Below are 22796 nucleotides of genomic sequence, written 5' to 3' on the forward strand. Positions count from 1 at the left end.
TTTCAATATTTTTTTGATAATCGAGGCTGAGAATGCTGCGTTTCGACGATTTGCAGTTGTTCGTTCGCGCGGCGGATCTGGGTAGCCTGTCTGCGGCGGCGCGGGTGATGGACATGTCTGCCGCTGTGGCCAGCGCCGCGCTCAAACGTATCGAACAGCAACTGGGTGTGCGTCTGCTGGCGCGTTCGACCCGCAGCCTGCGCCTGACTGCCGAGGGCGAAGGCTTTCTCGAATATGCGCGGGCCGCGTTGAGTTCGCTGGACGAAGGCCGGCGTTTTCTGTCCAGCGCGCAGGATCAGGTCAGCGGCATCCTGCAGTTGTCGGCGCCTTCGGATTTCGGCCGCAACCTGTTGTTGCCATGGCTCGACGAGTTTCAGCGCGAGCATCCGAAGCTGACCGTGCGCCTGCTGCTTGGAGACCGGATCGCCGACCTGTTCCGCCAGCCGGTGGACATCGCCTTGCGTTATGGCGAACCGGAGGATTCGAGTCTGGTGGCGCTGCCCATCGCCCCGGACAATCGCCGCGTGCTCTGCGCCTCGCCGGCGTACCTGGCGCGCCACGGTGAACCGCGTCAGCTCGAACAACTGGCGCAGCACAATTGCCTGTTGTACATGCTCGGCAGCCGGGTGCACGACCATTGGAGTTTTCATGACGGCAAACGTGAAGTCGGCCTGACGGTCAGTGGCGATCGCTTCAGCGATGACGCCGACGTCGTGCGGTTGTGGGCGGTGGCGGGGGCGGGCATCGCCTACAAATCGTGGCTCGATGTCGGCGCTGATGTCCTCGCCGGACGCCTCAAGGTGTTACTGCCGGAATTGCTCTGCGAGCGAGCTCCACTGAATCTTTTGTGCGCCCATCGCGCTCAATTGAGTAAGCCGGTGAACCTTTTGAGGGAAATGCTCGCCAGCCGATGCGCCGAATTGAGTAGTCAATTTCCTCATTTCCCGAAAGTTGATCATTAGTCGCAGGCAATTAGCGAAATTTCTCTCAGGAACTATCACCATTCGTGTCAGCCACGGCGCAGGAAGCGGCGTGCATCCCGCTTATACTAGCGACCGCCTCAAACCTGCACCGATAACCGGCCAGGGCAGAATTCGCGCGGTTTTTTCAGGGCTTGGCGAGCGCTGCACAAACGCCGCGGACACACCATTGACGGGTGCAGCAGCACCGGCCTGGCGTGCTCCGGTTCATGGCGTTTTACCCGTCTTGGCCGACGACACATAACTGGTCAAGATGTCTTCGAGCAGTAGACGATACGATTCAACAGGGAGTGAATACATGGAACATGCACCTTGCATCAGCCAGATCGCCACGCTGCTGGCCGACCCCAAGCGCAGTGCGATGATGTGGGCGTTGATGGATGGCTCGGCCCGCCAGACCGAAGAGCTGGCGCTGCTGGCAGGGTTGTCGCCATCCTCGGCCAGTGCACATCTGGGGCGTTTGTCCGCCGGGGGCCTGTTGAAAGTCGAGGTCCGTGGACGCAAGCGCTTTTTCCGCCTCGCCGCCCCGGAGATCGCGGCGGCCATCGAAGCCCTGGCCAGCGCCACGATCGCCAGTGCTCCGCGAGAAATTCCTCACGTATTCAAACGCTCGACACCGAGCGTCAATCCTCAAACTGCGCCGTCTTCACTGCTGCGTGCGCGCTTTTGTGATGACCATCTGGGCGGCACGCTGGCCGCCGATCTGTATCAGCGTCTGCTCGATGCCGGCTGGCTCGAACAGATCGAGCAGCGGGTCGTGGTGACGCTCAAAGGCTCGACACAATTGGCCAACCGCGGTGTGTTCATTCAGGCCCTCGCTCATCGCAAGGCTCAGGTGGCGTGCGCCTGTCCGGACTGGAGCGAGCGTCGCCCGCACCTGGGCGGCTCACTCGGCGCGGCGCTGCTGCAACTGTTCATGCAGTCCGGCTGGCTGGTGCTGCCCAAGGATTCGCGAGCCTTGCAAGTGACCCCGTCCGGGCAGCGGGAAATCCACTGTTTCGCCAGGGAAACCGAGCTGGAATTGGCGTAATAGAGCGTTCGCCAGCCGACACTTCGACACTGGCGTCGCCGGTGACTGCGAACAGGTCGTATCCAGAAAAAGCGCTGAGGCGTAATCCCGCACACTCGATCCGCACACATTGTGGAGGGGGGATGGGACATGGATACGCGAAACTTCAGCGCGGCAGAACGCCTGGAACGGCTACCGCTCAGCGGTTATCACCGGGTCATTTTCATCATCATCGCCCTGGCGTTCTTTTTCGATTCCATGGACCTGGCCATGATGACGTTCCTGCTCGGCTCGTTCAAAACCGAGTTTGGCTTGAGCAGTGCACAAGCAGGCCTGCTCGCCAGTTCGAGTTTTTTCGGCATGGTGCTGGGGGCGTCGCTGTCGGGCATGCTCGCCGACCGCTTCGGGCGCAAACCGGTGTTTCAGTGGAGCATCGTGCTGTGGGGCGTGGCCAGTTACCTGTGTTCGACCGCGCAAACGGTCGAGAGCCTGACGCTGTTTCGCATCCTGCTGGGGATCGGCATGGGCATGGAGTTTCCGATTGCGCAGTCGATGCTGTCCGAGCTGATCCCGGCGCAACGACGCGGACGCTACATTGCATTGATGGATGGTTTCTGGCCGCTGGGGTTTGTCGCCGCCGGGGTGCTGTCGTACTTCCTGCTGCCGTTGATTGGCTGGCGCGACATCTTCCTGGTGTTGGCGGTGCCGGCGGTGTTTGTGTTGGCGATCCGTTTCTTCATTCCCGAATCACCGCGCTGGCTGGAACAGGCCGGACGCCATGCAGCGGCGGACAAGGTCCTGAACGCGATCGAGGCGCGTGTGCGCACCTCGCTCGGGGGCGCGACGCTGCCTGAGCCGGTGCGCCTGCCAAGGACCGTGACGCCGCCGGGCAACTTTTTCTCGGCGCTCAGGCAGATCTGGTCGCCGCAATATCGCCAGCGCACGACGATGATCTGGAGCCTGTGGTTTTTCGCCTTGCTCGGTTTCTACGGCCTGACGTCGTGGCTCAGTGCGTTGTTGCAACAATCGGGTTTTGCCGTGACCCAATCGGTGTATTACACCGTGCTGATTTCCCTGGGCGGGATTCCCGGGTTCCTGATGGCGGCGTGGCTGGTGGAACGCTGGGGGCGCAAACCGGTGTGCATTGTGACGTTGCTCGGCGGCGCGGTGATGGCGTTTCTCTACGGGCAGAGCGCGGTGTTCGGTGGCAACGTCGCGCTGCTGATCAGCTCGGGATTGCTGATGCAGTTTTTCCTGTTCGGCATGTGGGCGGTGCTCTACACCTACACGCCGGAGTTGTACCCGACCTCGGCGCGTGCGACCGGCTCGGGCTTCGCCTCGGCGATTGGCCGGGTCGGTTCGTTGCTCGGGCCACTGGTGACCGGGCTGGTGTTCCCGATTACCGGGCAGGGCGGGGTGTTTGCGCTGGGGGCGCTGTGCTTTGCGATTGCGGCGGGGGTGGTTTGGCTGTTCGGGATGGAGACGCGGGGCAAGACGCTGGAAGAGCTGACAGAGTCGACACCGGTGTAAATGTGGGAGCGAGCCTGCTCGCGAAAGCGGTGTGTCAGACAACTCAAACTGTGACTGACACGAAGCCTTCGCGAGCAGGCTCGCTCCCACATTGGAACTTCAGCGTTTTTATGGTTTTACCAGGCGCGCATCCAGGCTGTTCTGCGCCAGGCGCTTGGCCTGATCCTGGGTCATGCCCAGGTGTTCATGCAGCGCATGGAAGTTCTCGGTGACGTACCCGCCGAAGTACGCCGGGTCATCGGAGTTGACGGTGACCTTCACCCCACGCTCGAGCATGTCGAGGATGTTGTGCTGCGACATGTGATCGAACACGCAGAGCTTGGTGTTCGACAGTGGGCACACGGTCAGCGGGATCTGCTCGTCGATGATCCGCTGCATCAGGCGCTCGTCTTCGATGGCGCGTACGCCATGGTCGATGCGCTGGATTTTCAGCAGGTCGATGGCTTCCCAAATGTACTCCGGCGGGCCTTCTTCACCGGCGTGGGCAACAGTCAGGAAGCCTTCGTCACGGGCGCGGTCGAACACACGCTGGAACTTGCTTGGCGGGTGACCCATCTCGGAACTGTCGAGGCCGACGGCGACAAACGCATCACGGAACGGCAGCGCCTGATCGAGGGTTTTCTGTGCTTCGTCTTCGCTCAGGTGGCGCAGGAAGCTCAGGATCAAACCGCTGGTGATGCCCAGTTGCTGCTCGCCATCCTTGAGTGCCGCGGCGATGCCGTTGAGCACCACTTCGAACGGGATGCCACGGTCGGTGTGGGTCTGCGGGTCGAAGAACGGTTCGGTGTGAATCACGTTCTGCGCTTTGCAGCGCAGCAGGTAGGCCCAGGTCAGGTCGTAGAAGTCCTGCGAGGTGCGCAGCACGTCGGCGCCCTGGTAATACAGGTCGAGGAATTCCTGCAGGTTGTTGAAGGCGTAGGCCTTGCGCAGGGTTTCGACATCGCTCCACGGCAGGGCGATCTTGTTGCGTTCGGCCAGGGCGAACAGCAACTCAGGCTCCAGCGAGCCTTCCAGATGCAGGTGCAGTTCGGCCTTGGGCAGGGCGTTGAGCCAATCGTACATATTCTTTTCTCATCAGGTGCAGATGGCGGCCATTCTACAGATGCGCGCCGAAACAATTGGCAAAACCTGACCAAGCGATCCATCACACCGCTTGCGGCTCGCGACGATAGGCGTAGGTATCGGCGAAGCGCGACAGCAGGAATTCGGCGCAGGTGGTGGTGGGATATTTCGCCGGATGCTGTGCGTCCTGGCAACCGGGCAGGCATTCGATACGGGTGTCCGGGTGCGGCTCGGCGAAGAACGGCATCGAATAGCGATCCACCCCCAGCGGGCTGATCACCCGGTGCGGGGTCGAGCGGTAACGATCGTTGCTCCAGCGCGCCATCATGTCGCCGAGGTTGACCACGAAGGTGCCGTCAATCGGCGGCGCGTCGATCCATTCACCGTTGACGTTCTTCACTTGCAAGCCGCCGGCGCTGTCCTGATAGAGCAGGGTGATGCAGCCGTAATCGGTGTGCGCCCCGGCGCCTTGCTGTTCGGCGCTGCTGGCGGTGTGGCGCGGCGGGTAGTGGATCATCCGCAGCACACTGACCGGCTGATGGAAGCGGGTGTCGAAGAAGTCGCGCTCGATGCCCAGCGCGATGGTCATTGCCCGCAGCAGGGTTTGCGCGAGCGCCTGCATGTCGAGGTAGTGCTGCTCCATCAGCGCTTCCCAACCGGCGATTGGCGGATGGCGGTTGGGCCCGCGCAAGGGTTTTTCCGCGAGCACTTCAGGATGGTTCGCCGGCAGGTGCAGGCCCATGTCGAAGGTTTCTTTGAGGTCGCTGGGTTTGTCCGGGTCGAGCTGTTCGGTGGCGATGGCGCCGTAGCCGCGATGGTGGCGAGTCTGGGTGATGTCGATCTGCAGTTTTTCTTCTGCCGGTAGCGCAAAAAAACGCTGGGCGTGGTCGAGCAGCGAGTCGATGCGCTGCGCGGTAATCGGGTGGCCCTTGATGTAGAAAAAGCCCCATTCGCGGCAGGCCAGGTCGATCTTTTCTGCCACGGCAGGCCAGGCGTTTTGCTCGGTGGAATAGAGCGGGCTGATATCGATGATCGGGAGCTGATCCATACACAATCCTTGAATACGCTGAAGATCAAATGTGGGAGCTGGCTTGCCAGCGATAGCGGTCTGACAGGCAACAATGATGTTGAATGTGAGGGCCTCATCGCTGGCAAGCCAGCTCCCACAGGGTCTGTGTCGGTAGTAAAAATTACTTCGGCATCTCGGCCTTCATCCCTTCCACGTAATAGTTCATCGACGCCAGTTCGGCATTCGTCGCACTCACCCCCGCAGGGATTTTCTCGACCCCGGCCTGATCCTTGATCGGCCCGGTGAACGGTTGCAGCGCACCGCTCTTGATGTCGGCAATGATCTGTTCGGCCTCGGCTTTCACCGGTGCCGGTACCAGGTCGCTGATCGGCAGCTCAACCGTGCCTTCCTTCAGCCCGCCCCAGTAGTCCTGGGATTTCCAGCTGTGGTCGATCACGCTTTGCGTGGCTTGGATGTAGTGCGGCGCCCAGTCGTTGACGATCGAGGTCAGCACCGCTTTCGGGCCGAAGTGCGCCATGTCCGAGGCGTAACCCACCGCGTACACACCACGCCGTTCGGCGGCCTGGATCGGCGCCGGGCTGTCGGTGTGCTGGAACACCACGTCCACGCCCTGATCGATCAGGGCGTTGGCCGCATCGGCCTCCTTGCCCGGGTCGAACCACGAGTTGACCCACACCACTTTGATCTCGGTGCCGGGGTTGTACTTGTTCAGCGCCAGCTGGATCGCGTTGATGTCGCGGATCACTTCCGGAATCGGGAACGAGGCGACGTAGCCGATTTTCTTGCTCTTGGTCATCTTCGCCGCGAGGAAGCCGCCGACGTAACGACCCTCATAAGTACGAGCCAGATAGGTACCGAGGTTCTTGTCCTGTTTGTAGCCTGTGGCGTGTTCGAAGGTCACCTTGGGAAACTGCTTGGCGACTTTCAGCGTCGGGTTCATGTAGCCGAAGGAGGTGGTGAAGATCAGGTCGTAGTTGTCCTTGGCCATGTTGCGGATCACCCGCTCGGCGTCGGCGCCCTCGGCCACGTTCTCGACGTAATTGGTGCTGATCTGCGCGCCAAATTTTTCCGCCAGTGCCTTGCGCCCCTGTTCATGCTGATACGTCCAGCCGTGGTCGCCGATCGGGCCGATGTAGACGAAACCGACCTTCAGCGGATCGGCAGCGCTGGCGCTCAGGCTGATCCCCAGACCGATGGCGGCGCACAGCAGGTTGTGCAGCGGACGTATTTGCATGAATTGGAGCTCCATTTTGTTGTGTGTGGACAGGGGCAATGCAAATTGCTGACCAACAGGACAACAAACAATCCGAAACCGAGGTGTAGCCTTCGCGAGCAGGCTCGCTCCCACAGGGCTACGCGATCAAATGTGGGAGCGAGCCTGCTCGCGAAGAGGCCGGCAAGGCCGATAAAAGTGCATGACTGAACCAGCTGCCATCGGCTGGTGCGCTAAGGTGTAACGAAACATTAGCGCCGCGCCGCAGTCAGTAGCTCATTCGAACCTCTCGGCAAAAAGGCCCGCCATGCTCACGATCCTCAAGCAAGAAAGCTTTCTATTGCTGGCGGTGATTGCCGCGTGCATCGCCTATCCGCTAGAACACTGGATGCTCCACAGCGGCCAGATCGTCGCGCTGATTTCTGGCCTGGTGCTGATCGCCTTCATCGTCGCCGCGTCGATGCGCGTCGCCCATCATGCCGAACTGCTCGCGGAAAAAGTCGGCGACCCCTACGGCACGATGATCCTGACCCTCGCGGCGGTGTTGGTGGAAGTGGTGATCCTGGCGATCATGATGAGCAACGAGGCGTCCGCCACGCTGGTGCGTGACACCATCTATTCGGCGGTGATGCTCGACATCAACGGTATCCTCGGTCTTGCGGCGTTGATGGGCGGGCTCAAGCATGGCGAGCAGTCGTACAACGATGATTCGGCGCGCAGCTACAGCGTGATGATCCTCACCGCGATGGGCGTGTCGATGGTGGTGCCGGAGTTTATTCCGGCGGCCAACTGGAAGATTTATTCAGCGTTCACCATCGGTGCGATGGTGGTGCTTTACGCGCTGTTCCTGCGCATGCAGGTCGGCCCGCACAGTTACTTTTTCAGCTACAGCTACCCGGATAAACGCCGCAAGAAAGCACCGGTGGAGGATGAGCCGAAACCGCTGAGCCTGACCTGGTCGATCGGCATTCTGGTGTTCGGGGTGGTGGTGATCGGCGCATTGGCCGAAGTGATGTCCAAGACCCTTGATCTGGGCCTGGAAGGCACGGGCGCACCGCCGGTGATCACGGCGATTCTGGTGGCGGCGATTTCCGCAGCGCCGGAGATTCTGACGGCGTTGCGTGCCGCGTTGGCTAACCGCATGCAGTCGGTGGTGAACATTGCGATGGGCGCGTCACTGTCGACGGTGATCCTCACGGTGCCGGTGATGGAAGCGATGGCGCTGTACACCGGCCAGCCGTTTCAGATGGCGATGACGCCGGTGCAGACGGTGATGATCTTCATCACGCTGATCGTCAGTGCGATCAACCTGAATGACGGCGAGACCAATGCGATCGAGGGCATGACGCACTTTGTGCTGTTTGCGACGTTTATCATGCTCTCCCTGCTGGGCCTCTAAGAACACCACAAATCCCCCTGTAGGAGCTGCCGAAGGCTGCGATCTTTTGATCTTGATTTTAAAAAACAAGATCAAAAGATCGCAGCCTTCGGCAGCTCCTACAGGGTTCTTTGTTGGATCAGGTGCCGGCGATCAACTGGCGAGCTGCCTGGCTGTGATCGGCGATCAAGCCTTTGAGGTCAAGGCCTTCGACTTGACCATCAATCACCCGCCACTTGCCACCAATCATCACCCGATCCGCACGATCCGCACCGCACAACAGCAGCGCCGAAATCGGATCATGGCTACCCGAGAACCGCAGCTCATCGAGCTTGAACAACGCCAGATCCGCCTGCTTGCCCACCGCCAGCTCACCAATGTCGGTACGGCCCAACAGGCTCGCCGAGCCTTTGGTCGCCCAGCCGAGCACGCGCTCCGGGGTGATCTTTTCGGCGCCGTAACGCAGACGCTGGATGTACAGCGCCTGCCGCGCTTCGAGGATCATGTTCGACGCGTCGTTGGAGGCCGAGCCGTCCACGCCCAGACCGAACAACGCGCCGGCATCGGTCAGATCGATGCTCGGGCAGATACCGGAAGCCAGGCGCATGTTCGAACTCGGGCAATGGCAGATACCGGTGCCGGCCTGGCCGAGGCGGGCGATTTCGTCCGAGTTGAAGTGGATGCCATGGGCCAGCCACGTGCGCGGGCCGAGCCAGCCGACGCTGTCCAGATAATCGACGGTGCGCAGGCCGAAGCGCTGCAGGCAGAAATCCTCTTCGTCGAGGGTTTCGGCCAGATGGGTGTGCAGGCGCACGTCGAGTCTGTTCGCCAGTTCGGCGCTGGCCGACATGATTTCCGGGGTCACCGAAAACGGCGAGCACGGTGCCAGGGCGATCTGGATTTGCGCACCGTCGCCGCGCTCATGGTACTCATGAATCAGCCGCTGACTGTCGTCGAGAATCACCTGACCTTCCTGCACGGTCTGCTGCGGTGGCAGGCCGCCGTCCTTCTCGCCGAGGCTCATCGAACCGCGGGTGAGCATGGCGCGCATGCCCAGTTCACGCACGGTGTCGACTTGCACGTCGATGGCGTTTTCCAGACCGTCCGGGAACAGGTAATGGTGGTCGGCGGCGGTGGTGCAACCCGACAGCAGCAGTTCAGCCAAAGCCACTTTGGTCGCGAGGGCGAGTTTTTCCGGGGTCAGCCGCGCCCACACCGGGTACAGGGTTTTCAGCCACGGGAACAACGGCTGATTGACCACCGGCGCCCAGGCGCGAGTCAGGGTTTGATAGAAGTGATGGTGGGTGTTGATCAGGCCCGGCAGGATCACATGCTCGCGGGCATCGAACACTTCATTGCATGGCGCGGACGGTTGCTGACCGGCTGCCAGCAGTTCGACGATCACGCCGTCTTGCAGCACCAGACCGCCACGGGCATCGAGCGCGTTGGCCGTGAAAATGGCGAGGGGATTTTTTAACCAGGTACGGGTCGCAGGCATTGTGGCCGGCTCCTCTGAAAGTTGGGTTCAGGGTTGCCAGCTCAGTGTTGCCCTGTCTGCTGATCCAGGGTCGCCGCGAAGGACGAGGTGCGGAGTTTCAAACAAATCGCCGGATCGGGCAAGCCCGACCCGACAGTCAACACATCCCCCCTGTAGGAGCTGCCGCAGGCTGCGATCTTTTGATCTTGTTTTTTACAATCAAAAGATCGCAGCCTGCGGCAGCTCCTACAGGTGGTTTTCAGTGCTTACCAAGGAATGGTTTCACCCTTGTAGTTGATGAAGTGATGCCCGCCCTTGCCGGTATACGCATTCACCTGATCAATCAGCCCGCGAGTGCTGGTCTCCACATCCAGGTCGGCGCCTTCACCGCCCATGTCCGTCTTCACCCAGCCGGGATGCAACGACAGCACGGTGAGTTTCTGCTCGCCCAATTGGGTGACGAAACTGTTGGTCATCGAGTTCAGCGCGGCCTTGCTCGCCTTGTACAGCGCCAGCTCCGGCGCGTCCGGTACGGTGACGCTGCCCAGGCCGGAACTCATGAACGCCAGCACGCCGCTGCCGTCGCGGATCTGCCCGACGAAGCGCTGCGCGAGGTTGATCGGGGCCACGGCGTTGGTGAAGAACAACTGGCCGACTTCGGCCAGGGTCGCGCCGCCCGGGGTTTGCACCTCCGGACCTTTGACCCCGGCGTTGACGAACAGCAGGTCGAAGGTCTCACCCTTGAGCTGCTGGCTCAGGGCGATCACTGCTTGCTGGTCGTCCATGTCGAGTTTCTCGATCCGCACGTTACCCAGCGCTTGCAGCGCCTCGGCCTTTTGCGGATTGCGCACGGTGGCGGTCACTTGCCAGCCGTCGGCCAACAGGGTTTTCACCAGCCCGAGGCCCAAGCCACGGGAGGCGCCGATGATCAGTGCGTTTTTTGCCTGGGACATGACGGGATTCCTTGAAAGTTACGGTTCACGGATTCAATGGACACGCCTGACCGAGTCGGTGTTGCAACTCTCGTCGCAACACATCGAGTTCGCTCATGCGGGTTTCGATCAATTGCAGTTTGTCGCGCAACAGTTGCGCCACGGCATTTTCCGGGTCGGGCGCGTTCCATAATGCGGCGACGCTGTTGCCGATTTCGCCGAGGGTAAAACCCAGGCGCTGCGCGGTCTTGATGTAGAGCACCAGTTGCAGCATTTCCGGCGGGTAGTCGCGGTAACCGTTGGCACTGCGTTGCGCCGCGATCAGCCCGCGCTGCTCGTAGAAACGCAAGGTATCGCGGCTGACGGCGCTGGCCTGGGCTAATTCACCGATGCGCATGCGGGGTCTCAAAAGAGGTCTTGACCCTGGAGCATACTCCAGGCTTTACCGTGAGTGCTCCCTGAATTTTGGAGCATGGATGATGTGGACTTCGACCCAGTATCGCAACGTGGTGCGCGGCAGCGCCTGGTATGACCTGATCGTCACGGCGGCGTTTGCCACGCCGTGGAGTTTTGCCGCGTTGCATGGGGCGTTGACGGCGCTGAGTCAGGCGCTGGATTTGCCCGGTGAACTGCCGGCGTTCGCACCGGCGCATGTGTTGATGGCGAATCTGTTGGGTTCGGTGGTGTGCGTGTGGGCGGTGCTGCGGATTCGTGATCCGCAGGCGCTTTATGGGCGCTATGACGCGGTGGCGCGGTTGCTGTTTGCGGCGTGGCAGGTGTATGCCCTGGCCCATGGCGCCAGCTCGCTGCTGGTGGTTTTTCTGGTCTTCGAACTGGCGTGGGGTGTTGCACAAGTTTTGCCTGTCAGGGCCCCATCGCTGGCAAGCCAGCTCCCACAGAGATCGAGGGTGTAAGTGAAATCCATATCACACCGCAAAAACCTGTGGGAGCTGGCTTGCCAGCGATGAGGCCAGTGAAATCACCGCCTTAATGCCCAGCCTGCCAAGGCTGCCCTAGCGAAACCGGCGCATACAGCCGAGTCCGCACCGCATCCCGCGACAACAGCACCAACGCCACAATCGTCGCCACATACGGCAGCATCGCCAGCAGACTCGACGGAATCGCCAGCCCCAACCCCTGCGCCACCAGGTGCAGGATGCTGGCGAGGCCAAACAGATACGCCCCGAGCAACAAGCGCCACACCCGCCAACTGGCAAACACCACCAGCGCCAGGGCTATCCAGCCGCGTCCGGCGGTCATGTTCTCGGCCCACATCGGCGTGTACGCCAGCGACAGATAAGCCCCCGCCAACCCGGCCATCGCCCCGCCAAACAGCACCGCCAGCGTGCGCACGGTCAGCACCGGCAGGCCCATCGCGCTGGCCGCGTCCGGGTTCTCGCCAACGGCCTGAATGATCAAGCCGACACGACTTTTGATGATCACCCACGCCACGAGCGCAAACAGCGCGAACGACAGATACACCAGCAGATCCTGGGCAAACAGCATCCGTCCGATCAACGGAATTTCGCTCAAGTACGGAATCGCCAACGGCTCGAACCCGGCCAGCGGCTTGCCGACCCACGCCGCGCCGACAAAGGTCGACAGGCCCACACCGAAGATCGTCAGCGCCAGACCGGTCGCCACTTGGTTGGCGTTGAACACCAGCGCCACCAAGGCAAACAGCGATGACAAGAGCATCCCCGCGAGCATCGCCAGCAACACGCCGAGCCACAGGTTGCCGCTGTTGAGGGCGACGATAAAACCGATCACCGCGCCAAACAGCATCATCCCTTCCTGCCCGAGGTTGAGTACGCCGCTCTTCTCGCAGATCAACTCACCCAGCGCCACCAGCAACAATGGCGTGCCGCAACGCACCATGGCGTAGAAAATATTGCTCAGCAGATCGATATCCATCACAGCGCTCCGGCGGTTACGGCGGTGGTCGACGCGCGCCGTGCCCAGCGCAGTTTCAGGCGTGGCCGATAGAGAATCAGCACGTCGCAGGCCAGCAGGAAAAACAGCATCATCCCCTGGAACAGTTGGGTGATCGCTTGCGGCAGATTCAGGGTCATTTGCGCGCTCTCGCCGCCGATGTACAGCAGCGCCATCAACAGACTGGAGAACAGAATCCCGATCGGATTCAGCCGCCCGAGAAACGCCACGGTGATCGCCGCATACCCATACCCCGGCGAAACTTGCGGCACCAATTGGCCGATCGGCCCGGTGACTTCGCAGACCCCGGCCAGCCCGGCCAGGCCGCCGCTGATCAGCAGCGCGAGCCAGATCAGGCGTTTCTCGCGAAAGCCGACAAACCCCGCCGCACGTTTATCCAGACCGAGCACTTTGATCTGGAAACCGACAAAGCTTTTCTGCAGCAACACCCACACCGCAACCAGTGCGAGCAGGGCGAAATACACCCCGGCGTGCACCCGGCCATCCTCCATCAGCAGCGGCAGGCGGCTGGCGTCGCCGAACATCGCCGACTCGGGAAAGTTGTAGCCGGCCGGATCTTTCAGCGGCCCGTGCACGCAGAACAGCAACAGGTTCAGCGCGATGTAATTGAGCATGATGCTGGTGAGGATTTCGTTGGCGTTGAAGCGCGTGCGCAACCACGCCGTCAGCCCGGCCCAAGCGGCGCCGGCGAAGGTGCCGGTGAGCAGGATCAGCACCAGTGCCCAACGATTTTGCAGGTCGATGATATTCACCGCCAAGGCACTGCCGGCGAGTGCGCCGAGGAGCAATTGGCCTTCGGCGCCGATGTTCCAGATTCGCGCTTGATAAGCCACGGCCAGACCAAGTGCGCAAAGCAGAATCGGCAGCGCCTTGACCAGCAGTTCGGAGACGCCATACAGATCGCTGACCGGTGCGATCAACAACGTGTGCAAGGTTTGCAGCGGGTCATGCCCCAGGGCGATGAACAGCAGCGAGCCGCAGCCGAGGGTCAGCAGCGCCGCCAGCAACGGCGAGCACCACAGCATCAGGCGCGATTGCTGGCCACGGGGTTCGAGGGAAAGCAGCATGTTGGGAAACTCCGTCAGGCCGTGGCCGATGAATGCGCGTGGTTGATGTGCCCGGCCATCCAGCCGCCGACATCGCTCAGCAGGGTGTCCGTGGCGTTCTGCAGCGGCGACAGACGCCCCGCGCACAGGGCGCCGAGGCGGTCGCTGATCTGGAACAGTTCGTCGAGGTCTTCAGAGATCACCAGGATCGCTGCGCCGGCATCGCGCAGGGCAATCAGTGCGCGGTGAATGGTTGCCGCTGCGCCGACGTCCACGCCCCAGGTCGGGTGCGCCGCGACGAGCAGTTTCGGTTGCTGGAGGATTTCCCGGCCAAGAATGAATTTCTGCAGATTGCCGCCGGACAGGCTGCGCGCGGCCGCGTGAGTGCCCGGGGTTTTCACGCCGAAGTGCTGAATGATCTGCTGGGCAAGGGCTTCGACTTTGCCGCGCTCGATCAAACCATTGCGCACCAGCCCCTGTTGAAAGGCCGTGAGCAAAGCGTTGTCGGCGAGACTAAGTTCCGGCACCGCGCCGTGGCCCAGGCGTTCTGCCGGGACAAACGCCAGACCGAGTTGGCGCCGTGCATCCGGGCGCAAATCAGCGACCGCTTGTCCGGCGAAACAAATCGTTGTCGCGCTGTCGCGGTGCAGGGTCTGTTCACCGCTGAGCAGTGCCAGCAACTCATCCTGTCCATTGCCCGCGACCCCGGCGATGCCGACGATTTCGCCGCTGCGTACTTGCAGGTTGATTTCGCTCAACGAGCAGCCGAAGGGATCCGGGTTGTGCCAGCTCAAGCCGCTGACCTGTAGAAACTCCGCGTCGCCGCTGACCTTCGGGTATTCGCCGATCAACGCCGCTGCTTCGCCGACCATCATCTGCGCCAACTGCTGATCCGAGCATTCGGCCGGCAGGCAATGCCCGGCGACCCGCCCGCCGCGCAAGACCGTGGCGCTATGGCACAGCGCGCGCACTTCCGCGAGTTTGTGGCTGATAAACAGAATGCTGCAGCCCTCGGCGGCGAGACGGCGCAGGGTGATGAACAGTTCGTCGGCCTCTTGCGGCGTCAGCACCGACGTCGGCTCGTCGAGGATCAGCAGGCGAATGTCCTGCATCAGGCAACGAATGATCTCCACCCGTTGCCGCTCGCCAATCGACAGGCTGTGGACAAGTCGCTCCGGCTCCAGCGCCATGCCGTAGCGGCGCGACACTTCGCGAATCTTCGGCTCAAGCTGTTTCGGTGTCCCGGCTTTGGCGCCCATGGCCAGAGCGATGTTCTGCGCGACGCTGAGGGTTTCGAACAGCGAGAAATGCTGGAACACCATGCCGATCCCCAACTGCCGGGCCTGCGCCGGGTTGCGGATATTCACCCGTTGCCCCTGCCAGAGCATTTCGCCGGAATCGGCCTGGGTCACGCCGTAGATGATCTTCATCAGCGTGCTTTTGCCCGCGCCGTTCTCACCGAGCAGGGCGTGGATTTCCCCGGGCGCGATGCTCAAGTCGATGGCGTCATTGGCCAGACAACCGGGGTAGCGTTTGCTGATCTGGCGCAGTTGCAGGCGCGGGATTGAATCTGGGCTTGGCATGACAGGCTCGACTGGCTTGGACTTGTGCCTGTGGATAAAGCAATTTCCTGGCCATTGAGTCAGGAACCTCGCTGGCCCTTGCACGGCAACGGTTGCCGTAGAGCATCGGAGGGAAAAAAATCAGAATGTACGGCACCAATTGAGAGCAAAGCCGTTGATCAGGCTCCAGTTTTGTTCGCTGACAACTGATCAAAAAACGAGCAAGTGCGTGGGGCCTATGCAGAATCTGCGGCTGCGCCAGCCATGAACGGGTTATCCACAGGTTGCTCCACAGTATTTGTGCGCAATTGGAAATCCTTGGCATAAGCGCTGCGGTGTTATCTCCCAATGGTGATAAACAGCGCTAACTGTTTGTTTTTACGTGGGATTAATCTTTTTTCATGTGGAATGGACGAAAAGTGAGCAAATCGCGCAAAGCCACGTGACAGAAGGGTTACAGCGGAATGTACTCAGGTTATCCACAGTCGGGTGCACAGCAGATGTGGGCAAGTTGCTGGAATAACGGAATTCGTCGATGCCCTAAAAGATCGCAGCCTTCGGCAGCTCCTACAGGGAAACGCAAAGTCCTGTGTAGGAGCTGCCGAAGGCTGCGATCTTTTGCTCTACTAACGCTGCAGCACAATCCGCCCACGGCTCAAATCCGCCAATTGCGTTTGCAGCAACCCGATCTGCGCCTCGCCCAGCGCCAACTGCAACTCAACGCCATTAGCCGTGAAGTTTTCTTCCACTACCAAGCCACCCAGATCCGCCACGCGCAGCTTCACCAACGCCAACTCGGCAAAGCCGCAGGCGCAACTGAGCGGCACACGGCTGATCAACTCGACTTTCGCCGCCGCTTGCAGGCACTTGTTCGCGCCGCCGCCATAGGCCCGGGCCAACCCGCCAGTGCCCAGTTGAATACCGCCATACCAACGAATCACCAGCACCGCGACCTGATCGCAATCCTGCGCTTCGATGGCTGCCAGAATCGGCCGTCCTGCGGTGCCGCCGGGTTCGCCGTCGTCGTTGCTGCGGTATTGCGCGCCAAATTTCCACGCCCAGCAGTTGTGCGAGGCATTCAAGTCGCTGTGTTGTTCAAAGAACGCCTGCGCGTCGGCGGGGCTGCCGATCGGCGCGGCGAAGGTGATGAAGCGGCTTTTGCGAATCTCTTCGCGGTACTCGCAAAAACCGCTGAGGGTGAAAGGCATAAACGTCTTAAATAGTCGGGGTGAGGCCGCAGCCTTTGAGAATGATGCGAATCAAATTGTTGCCGGCGTCTTCCATGTCCTGTTTGGTCAGCTTGCTGCGCCCGCTGACGCGGCAGATCTGCGTGGCGAAGTCGGCGTAATGCTGGGTGCTGCCCCACAGCAGAAAAATCAGGTGCACCGGATCCACCGGGTCCATCTTGCCGGCATCGATCCACGCCTGGAACACGGCTGCGCGGCCCTGGAACCAGGCGCGGTAGTCCTGGTTGAAATACTCGGTCAGGCATTCGCCACCGCTGATCACTTCCATCGCAAAGATGCGCGAGGCCTGCGGCTGGCGGCGGGAGAATTCCATCTTGGCGCGAATGTAGCGGGTCAGCGCTTCGGCCGGATCGTCCTCGGCCGTCAGGGTGTTGAAGGTGCTGTCCCACAGTTCGATGATGTTGCTCAGCACCGCGACGTACAACCCCAACTTGTTGGTGAAGTAGTAATGCAGGTTCGCTTTGGGCAACCCGGCATTCTGCGCGATGGTGTTCATGCTGGTGCCTTTGAAACCGTGACGGGCGAACTCGTCTTCGGCGGCTTTGAGGATGGTCTCTTCGTTCTTCTGACGAATGCGGCTGGCGGGTTTGCCGCCATGAGCGGGGACTTCAAAGGTCATAGGCACTTCCGGTTTGTCTGTGGGTGCAACCAGTTGCGTTGATAACGCACCCACAGGCATCCGACAAGTCCTGATGCAATAAAACCGTTACGCCTGTTCGATCTTGTTCAGCGGCGCGGCGGATTCGACGCTGGAGGTTTTCGCCTCCGGCAGCAACAGGCACAGGATGATCGCGGTCAGGCCGCCGCTGGTGATCGCCGAATCGAACAGGTTTTGCACCAGTTTCGGCAGCAAGTGCAGCAGGTTCGGTTGCGCGGCAATGCCCAGACCGACGCCGAGCGAAGTGGCGATGATCAGCATGCTGCGTCGGTCCAGTGGCGACTGCGCAAGAATCCGCACCCCGGCCGCTGCGACGCTGCCGAACATCACCAGCGTGGCGCCGCCAAGCACCGGTTTCGGGATTTGCTGCAGCACCGCGCCGATCATGGGGAACAGGCCGAGACAAAACAGGATCGCGCCGATGTACAGCCCGACATAACGGCTGGCGACGCCGGTCAACTGGATCACGCCGTTGTTCTGCGCAAACGTGGTGTTGGGGAAGGCACTGAAGGTCGCGGCGATCATGCAGCTCACGCCGTCACCGAGGACGCCGCCGCGCAGTCGGCTTATATAAGAAGGGCCGCTGATCGGCTGGCGGGCGAGCATGCAGTTGGCCGTGAGGTCGCCGACGGTTTCGATGGTGCTGATCAGATAAATCAGCGCGACCGGCAGGAAAGCCGTCCAGTCGAAGCTGAAACCGAACTTGAACGGTGTGGGAAGACTGACCAGGGGCAAGTCAGGCAACGCCTGCGGAACCAGTTTGCCACTGAACCACGCGGCCAGACTGCCGAGCAGCAATCCGATGATGATTGCCGACAGCCGCACCCACGGCGTGTTCGAGCGGTTGAGCAGGATGATCGTCAGCAACACGAACACGCCCAGCGCCAGATTGCCCGGCGCGCCGAAGTCCGGCGCATTGAAACCACCGCCCAGATCGGTGATGCCGACCTTGATCAGACTGACGCCGATAAGAGTGATGACAATTCCGGTCACCAGCGGCGTGACGACCCGGCGCAACTGACCGATGAAACGGCTGAGGACGATCTGTACCACGGCGCCGAAAAAGCACACGCCGAAGATCATCGCCAGAATGTCTTCCGGGCTGCCGCCACGCTGCTTGACCAGAAACCCGGCCGACAGTACCGCGCCGAGAAAGGCGAAACTGGTGCCTTGCAGACAGATCATCCCGGCGCCGATGCCGAACGGCCGCCGCGCCTGAATAAAGGTGCCGACCCCGGACACCATCAGCGCCATGCTGATCAGGTACGGCAGATGCGCGGTCAGGCCAAGGGCCGAGCCGATCACCAGCGGCGGGGTGATGATGCCGACGAAACTGGCGAGCACGTGTTGCAGGGCGGCGAGGATCGCGGCGGGTGGTTGCGGGCGGTCATTAAGACCATAGATCAGTTCGCTGGACGGTTCAGAATCTGGCTGCATGGCTGAGGGCTTCTTGTTCAGGGATCGAGTTCAGCCTTCACTGCAAAAACCTGTCCACTTGCTCAGCTTTCTGCTTGTAAACCTTCCAATGTAGGAGCTGCCGAAGGCTGCGATCCTTTGATCTTGCTTTCAACGCGTCGCTGCCAGGCTTTCAAGAAAGCTCTCCAGCACCAAATGAGGGCGTCGTCCCTTGCGCGTGACCGATGCCAGACTCAAATCATAAAACCGCGTCGTCGATTTCAGCGCACGCAAGCGCCCCTGCTGCACCCACAGGCTGGCGTAGTGATCCGGCAGATAACCGATATAACGCCCGGTCAAAATCAAAAACGCCATGCCCTCGCGGTCAGACGCACTGGCGGTGCAATTGAGCGCCTGGTAATGCGCCTGAATCTCCGCCGGCAAACGAAACGTCGGGGCAATCGCGTCCTGACTATTAAGACGCTCGTCATCCAATTGCTTGTCATCGACATAGAACAGCGGATGACCGACCGCGCAATAAAGCAGCGAGCGTTCGCTGTACAACGGCTGATATTCCAGCCCCGACAGCGCGCTGGCCTGTGGCACCACGCCGACATGCAGGCGACCGTCGAGTACGCCTTGTTCGACTTCATTGGGCGCGATCATGCGGATCTGGATCTGCACGTCCGGCCCGCGCTCCTTCAATTGGGCGAGGGCATGGGTGATGCGCATGTGGGGCAGGGTGACGAGGTTGTCGGTCAGGCCGATGATCAGTTCGCCTCGCAGGTGCTGGTGCAGGCCGTTGACCTCGGTGCGGAAACTTTCCAGCGCACTTAATAGCTGCAACGCCGATTGATACACCTCGCGGCCCTCTTCGGTCAGCGAAAACCCGGCGCGACCGCGTTGGCACAGACGCAGGCCGAGACGCTGCTCCAGATCGCTCATTTGCTGGCTGATCGCCGAGCGCCCGATGCCGAGCACGGTTTCCGCCGCCGAGAAACCACCGCACTCGACCACGCTGCGGAAAATTCGCAGCAGACGAATATCAAAATCACTGACCTGCGCCAGCGGATCGGGGCGACGACTGCTCATGCTGTTGTTCTCATTGTTTAGCAGGCTTCTAACTGAAGGTTAGAAAAGTTGGATTTCACCGACTTTATCGCCGTGGCAATTTAGCTGCAACAACGCTTTTTATCTCCCTGATGCTTATGCCCTGCGAGGTTTTGCCCGATGAACATGCCTGAAAACGCGCCGTCGCCACTGGCCAGCCAACTGAAGCTGGACGCGCACTGGATGCCGTACACCGCCAACCGCAACTTCCAGCGCGATCCGCGTCTGATCGTTGGTGCCGAAGGCAGCTGGCTGTTCGATGACAAGGGCCGCAAGATCTACGATTCGCTGTCCGGTCTGTGGACCTGCGGCGCCGGGCACACCCGCAAGGAAATCCAGGAAGCGGTATCCAAGCAACTGGGCACCCTCGATTACTCGCCAGGCTTCCAGTACGGCCATCCGCTGTCGTTCCAGTTGGCCGAGAAAATCACTGACCTGACCCCGGGCAACCTGAACCACGTGTTCTTCACCGACTCCGGCTCCGAGTGTGCCGATACCGCGGTGAAAATGGTCCGTGCCTACTGGCGCCTGAAAGGCCAGTCGACCAAGACCAAAATGATCGGCCGTGCCCGTGGTTATCACGGCGTGAACATCGCCGGCACCAGCCTCGGCGGCGTCAACGGCAACCGTAAACTGTTCGGTCAGGCGATGATGGATGTCGATCACCTGCCGCACACGCTGCTGGCCAGCAACGCATTCTCCCGTGGCATGCCGGAGCAGGGCGGTATCGCCCTCGCCGATGAACTGCTGAAGTTGATCGAACTGCACGACGCGTCGAACATCGCGGCGGTGTTCGTTGAGCCAATGGCCGGTTCCGCTGGCGTACTGGTGCCGCCTCAGGGTTACCTGAAACGTCTGCGCGAAATCTGTGATCAGCACAACATCCTGCTGGTGTTCGACGAAGTGATCACCGGCTTCGGCCGCACCGGTTCGATGTTCGGCGCCGAGAGCTTTGGCGTGACCCCGGACCTGATGTGCATCGCCAAGCAAGTCACCAACGGCGCGATCCCGATGGGCGCGGTGATTGCCAGCTCCGAGATTTACCAGACCTTCATGAATCAGCCGACTCCGGAATACGCGGTGGAATTCCCCCACGGCTACACCTACTCGGCCCACCCGGTGGCGTGCGCCGCTGGCCTGGCGGCACTCGATCTGCTGCAAAAGGAAAACCTGGTGCAGAGCGTGGCCGAGGTTGCCCCGCATTTCGAAAATGCACTGCATGGCCTGAAAGGTTCGAAGAACGTCATCGACATCCGTAACTACGGCCTGGCGGGTGCGATCCAGATCGCGGCCCGTGACGGCGACGCCATCGTGCGTCCGTTCGAAGCCGGCATGGCCCTGTGGAAAGCCGGGTTCTACGTGCGCTTCGGCGGCGACACCCTGCAGTTCGGCCCAACTTTCAACAGCAAGCCGCAAGACCTCGATCGTCTGTTCGACGCGGTTGGCGAAGTGCTGAACAAGCTCGACTGATTTTTTCCTCTATATATACCTGCGAATAACAGGCGCCCCATGCGGGCGTCTGTACACAAGAATTCAGGAGTTTTCGATGAGCGTTATCCCGCATTTGATCAATGGCGAACTGGTGACCGAGAACGGTCGCGCGGTTGATGTATTCAACCCGTCCACCGGTCAGGCGATCCACAAGCTGCCGCTGGCCACCCGTGAAACCATTCAACACGCGATCGACGCTGCCAAGGCTGCGTTCCCGGCATGGCGCAACACCCCTCCGGCCAAACGTGCTCAAGTGATGTTCCGTTTCAAGCAACTGCTGGAGCAGAACGAAGCACGGATTTCGCAATTGATCAGTGAAGAACACGGCAAGACCCTCGAAGACGCCGCCGGTGAACTGAAGCGCGGTATCGAGAACGTCGAGTTCGCCTGCGCTGCCCCGGAAATTCTCAAGGGCGAGTACAGCCGCAACGTCGGCCCGAACATCGACGCCTGGTCGGACTTCCAGCCACTGGGCGTGGTTGCCGGTATCACACCGTTCAACTTCCCGGCAATGGTGCCACTGTGGATGTACCCGCTGGCGATCGTCTGCGGTAACTGCTTCATCCTCAAGCCGTCCGAGCGTGACCCAAGCTCGACGCTGCTGATCGCTCAATTGCTGATCGAAGCCGGTCTGCCGAAAGGCGTGCTGAGCGTGGTGCATGGCGACAAGACTGCAGTGGACGCGCTGATCGAAGCGCCGGAAGTCAAAGCATTGAGCTTCGTTGGCTCGACGCCGATTGCCGAATACATCTACGCCGAGGGCACCAAGCGTGGCAAACGCGTCCAGGCACTGGGCGGGGCGAAGAACCACGCGGTGCTGATGCCGGATGCGGATCTGGACAACGCGGTCAGCGCGCTGATGGGCGCGGCCTACGGTTCTTGCGGCGAGCGCTGCATGGCGATTTCGGTCGCGGTGTGCGTCGGCGATCAAGTGGCGGATGCGCTGGTGGCGAAACTGGTCCCTCAGATCAAGGCGCTGAAAATCGGTGCCGGCACTTCGTGTGGCCTGGACATGGGCCCACTGGTGACCGGTCAGGCGCGGGACAAGGTCAGCGGTTATGTGGATGACGGCGTGGCGGCGGGCGCGACCTTGGTAGTCGATGGTCGCGGTCTGAGCATTCCAGGTAACGAAGACGGCTTCTTCCTCGGCGGCTGCCTGTTCGACAACGTCACCCCTGAAATGCGCATCTATAAAGAAGAGATCTTTGGGCCGGTGTTGTGCGTGGTTCGCGTCAATAGCCTGGAAGAGGCAATGAAGCTGATCAACGATCACGAATACGGCAACGGCACCTGCATCTTCACCCGTGACGGTGAGGCGGCGCGCCTGTTCTGCGACGAGATCGAAGTTGGCATGGTCGGCGTTAACGTGCCGCTGCCGGTTCCGGTGGCTTACCACAGTTTCGGCGGCTGGAAGCGTTCGCTGTTCGGCGACCTGCATGCGTATGGCCCGGATGGTGTGCGCTTCTATACCCGTCGCAAAGCCATCACCCAGCGCTGGCCACAGCGTGCGAGCCATGAAGCTTCGCAATTTGCTTTCCCTAGCTTGTAAGTAGAAGGGCATGACGAAGGCCGACCTCTAGAGGTCGGCCTTCGTGTTTTCGGGGTTTTTTGACCGATATGACAGAAATGTGAAAAAAGCGGTTGACGGCAGATTCTGGAGGTCTATAATTCGCCCCACTTCCGGCGCAGTCGAAACGGAAAACTCCTTGAGATTCAATGAGTT

General features: G+C 60.9%; 20 protein-coding genes. 7 read left to right on the plus strand and 13 right to left on the minus strand.

All coding sequences use genetic code 11. The annotated features are described in order from the left end of the window. Positions 1–32 precede the first annotated feature (32 nt). From ACIOUG_RS12375 to ACIOUG_RS12385, 3 genes are all read left to right on the plus strand, one after another. A complete protein-coding gene (locus ACIOUG_RS12375) occupies positions 33–962 on the plus strand; it encodes a LysR family transcriptional regulator (protein ID WP_007962958.1) in 930 nt (309 codons plus the stop codon). Positions 963–1278: 316 nt separating this feature from the next. After that, positions 1279–2010, plus strand: coding sequence for an ArsR/SmtB family transcription factor (locus ACIOUG_RS12380; RefSeq protein ID WP_401065757.1), 732 nt, complete (start codon positions 1279–1281; stop codon positions 2008–2010). A 129-nt stretch (positions 2011–2139) separates the two neighbouring features. Continuing rightward, on the plus strand, positions 2140–3519 hold the full coding sequence (locus tag ACIOUG_RS12385) for an MFS transporter (RefSeq protein ID WP_401065760.1): 1380 nt from the start codon (positions 2140–2142) through the stop codon (positions 3517–3519). 108 nt (positions 3520–3627) lie between these two features. On the opposite strand, the gene ACIOUG_RS12390 is transcribed toward ACIOUG_RS12385, so the two are convergent. The 3 genes from ACIOUG_RS12390 to ACIOUG_RS12400 all read right to left on the minus strand — a co-directional run bounded on the left by ACIOUG_RS12390 (position 3628) and on the right by ACIOUG_RS12400 (position 6845). Beyond that, positions 3628–4581 carry an adenosine deaminase gene (locus ACIOUG_RS12390; RefSeq protein WP_103484564.1) on the minus strand — a complete coding sequence of 318 codons (954 nt, stop codon included), beginning with the start codon at positions 4579–4581 and terminating at the stop codon, positions 3628–3630. 82 nt (positions 4582–4663) lie between these two features. Further along, a complete protein-coding gene (locus ACIOUG_RS12395; RefSeq protein ID WP_401065763.1) occupies positions 4664–5629 on the minus strand; it encodes a 2-oxoglutarate and iron-dependent oxygenase domain-containing protein in 966 nt (321 codons plus the stop codon). A 142-nt stretch (positions 5630–5771) separates the two neighbouring features. Then, positions 5772–6845 (minus strand): BMP family ABC transporter substrate-binding protein, encoded by a 1074-nt coding sequence (locus ACIOUG_RS12400; protein ID WP_401065765.1) that lies wholly within the window; start codon positions 6843–6845, stop codon positions 5772–5774. Positions 6846–7131: 286 nt separating this feature from the next. On the opposite strand from ACIOUG_RS12400, the gene ACIOUG_RS12405 reads away from it, so the two are divergent. Further along, on the plus strand, positions 7132–8223 hold the full coding sequence (locus ACIOUG_RS12405; protein WP_401065767.1) for a calcium:proton antiporter: 1092 nt from the start codon (positions 7132–7134) through the stop codon (positions 8221–8223). Between the two features lie 118 nt (positions 8224–8341). Here ACIOUG_RS12405 and ACIOUG_RS12410 read toward each other — a convergent pair whose 3' ends face one another. The 3 genes from ACIOUG_RS12410 to ACIOUG_RS12420 all read right to left on the minus strand — a co-directional run bounded on the left by ACIOUG_RS12410 (position 8342) and on the right by ACIOUG_RS12420 (position 11008). Beyond that, positions 8342–9700 (minus strand): 8-oxoguanine deaminase, encoded by a 1359-nt coding sequence (locus tag ACIOUG_RS12410; RefSeq protein WP_401065769.1) that lies wholly within the window; start codon positions 9698–9700, stop codon positions 8342–8344. A 245-nt stretch (positions 9701–9945) separates the two neighbouring features. Beyond that, positions 9946–10632 (minus strand): SDR family oxidoreductase, encoded by a 687-nt coding sequence (locus tag ACIOUG_RS12415; protein ID WP_003221379.1) that lies wholly within the window; start codon positions 10630–10632, stop codon positions 9946–9948. A gap of 25 nt (positions 10633–10657) precedes the next feature. After that, on the minus strand, positions 10658–11008 hold the full coding sequence (locus ACIOUG_RS12420) for a MerR family transcriptional regulator (protein ID WP_401065771.1): 351 nt from the start codon (positions 11006–11008) through the stop codon (positions 10658–10660). Positions 11009–11090: 82 nt separating this feature from the next. Between ACIOUG_RS12420 and ACIOUG_RS12425 the strand changes: the two genes are divergently transcribed. Next, on the plus strand, positions 11091–11525 hold the full coding sequence (locus ACIOUG_RS12425) for a hypothetical protein (RefSeq protein WP_401065788.1): 435 nt from the start codon (positions 11091–11093) through the stop codon (positions 11523–11525). A gap of 73 nt (positions 11526–11598) precedes the next feature. Here the strand turns inward: ACIOUG_RS12425 and ACIOUG_RS12430 are convergent, their stop codons facing one another. The 7 genes from ACIOUG_RS12430 to ACIOUG_RS12460 form a co-directional block, all read right to left on the minus strand. Continuing rightward, on the minus strand, positions 11599–12525 hold the full coding sequence (locus ACIOUG_RS12430) for an ABC transporter permease (protein WP_401065773.1): 927 nt from the start codon (positions 12523–12525) through the stop codon (positions 11599–11601). Continuing rightward, on the minus strand, positions 12525–13631 hold the full coding sequence (locus tag ACIOUG_RS12435) for an ABC transporter permease (protein WP_401065776.1): 1107 nt from the start codon (positions 13629–13631) through the stop codon (positions 12525–12527). The genes ACIOUG_RS12430 and ACIOUG_RS12435 overlap by 1 nt, the downstream gene beginning before the upstream one ends. Before the next feature lie 14 nt (positions 13632–13645). After that, positions 13646–15193: an ABC transporter ATP-binding protein gene (locus ACIOUG_RS12440; RefSeq protein WP_401065779.1), complete on the minus strand. Its 1548-nt coding sequence runs from the start codon at positions 15191–15193 to the stop codon at positions 13646–13648. A 605-nt stretch (positions 15194–15798) separates the two neighbouring features. Then, positions 15799–16380, minus strand: coding sequence for an IMPACT family protein (locus ACIOUG_RS12445; RefSeq protein WP_401065781.1), 582 nt, complete (start codon positions 16378–16380; stop codon positions 15799–15801). 7 nt (positions 16381–16387) lie between these two features. Then, positions 16388–17038, minus strand: coding sequence for a TetR/AcrR family transcriptional regulator (locus ACIOUG_RS12450; protein WP_103484553.1), 651 nt, complete (start codon positions 17036–17038; stop codon positions 16388–16390). A gap of 87 nt (positions 17039–17125) precedes the next feature. Further along, positions 17126–18514: a uracil-xanthine permease family protein gene (locus tag ACIOUG_RS12455; protein WP_401065784.1), complete on the minus strand. Its 1389-nt coding sequence runs from the start codon at positions 18512–18514 to the stop codon at positions 17126–17128. Positions 18515–18643: 129 nt separating this feature from the next. Then, the gene (locus tag ACIOUG_RS12460; protein ID WP_007968115.1) at positions 18644–19564 is read right to left on the minus strand and encodes a LysR family transcriptional regulator; all 921 of its coding nucleotides are present in this window, start codon (positions 19562–19564) and stop codon (positions 18644–18646) included. 138 nt (positions 19565–19702) lie between these two features. Between ACIOUG_RS12460 and ACIOUG_RS12465 the strand changes: the two genes are divergently transcribed. Both ACIOUG_RS12465 and ACIOUG_RS12470 read left to right on the plus strand, forming a co-directional pair. After that, a complete protein-coding gene (locus ACIOUG_RS12465) occupies positions 19703–21052 on the plus strand; it encodes an aspartate aminotransferase family protein (protein ID WP_003221395.1) in 1350 nt (449 codons plus the stop codon). Between the two features lie 76 nt (positions 21053–21128). Further along, positions 21129–22622, plus strand: a complete 1494-nt coding sequence (locus tag ACIOUG_RS12470) for a CoA-acylating methylmalonate-semialdehyde dehydrogenase (protein WP_047600432.1) — start codon at positions 21129–21131, stop codon at positions 22620–22622. Positions 22623–22796: the final 174 nt, after the last annotated feature.

Origin of the sequence: Pseudomonas sp. NPDC087803 (assembly GCF_044742995.1) — a bacterium.
In the GTDB taxonomy this organism is placed as follows: domain Bacteria; phylum Pseudomonadota; class Gammaproteobacteria; order Pseudomonadales; family Pseudomonadaceae; genus Aquipseudomonas.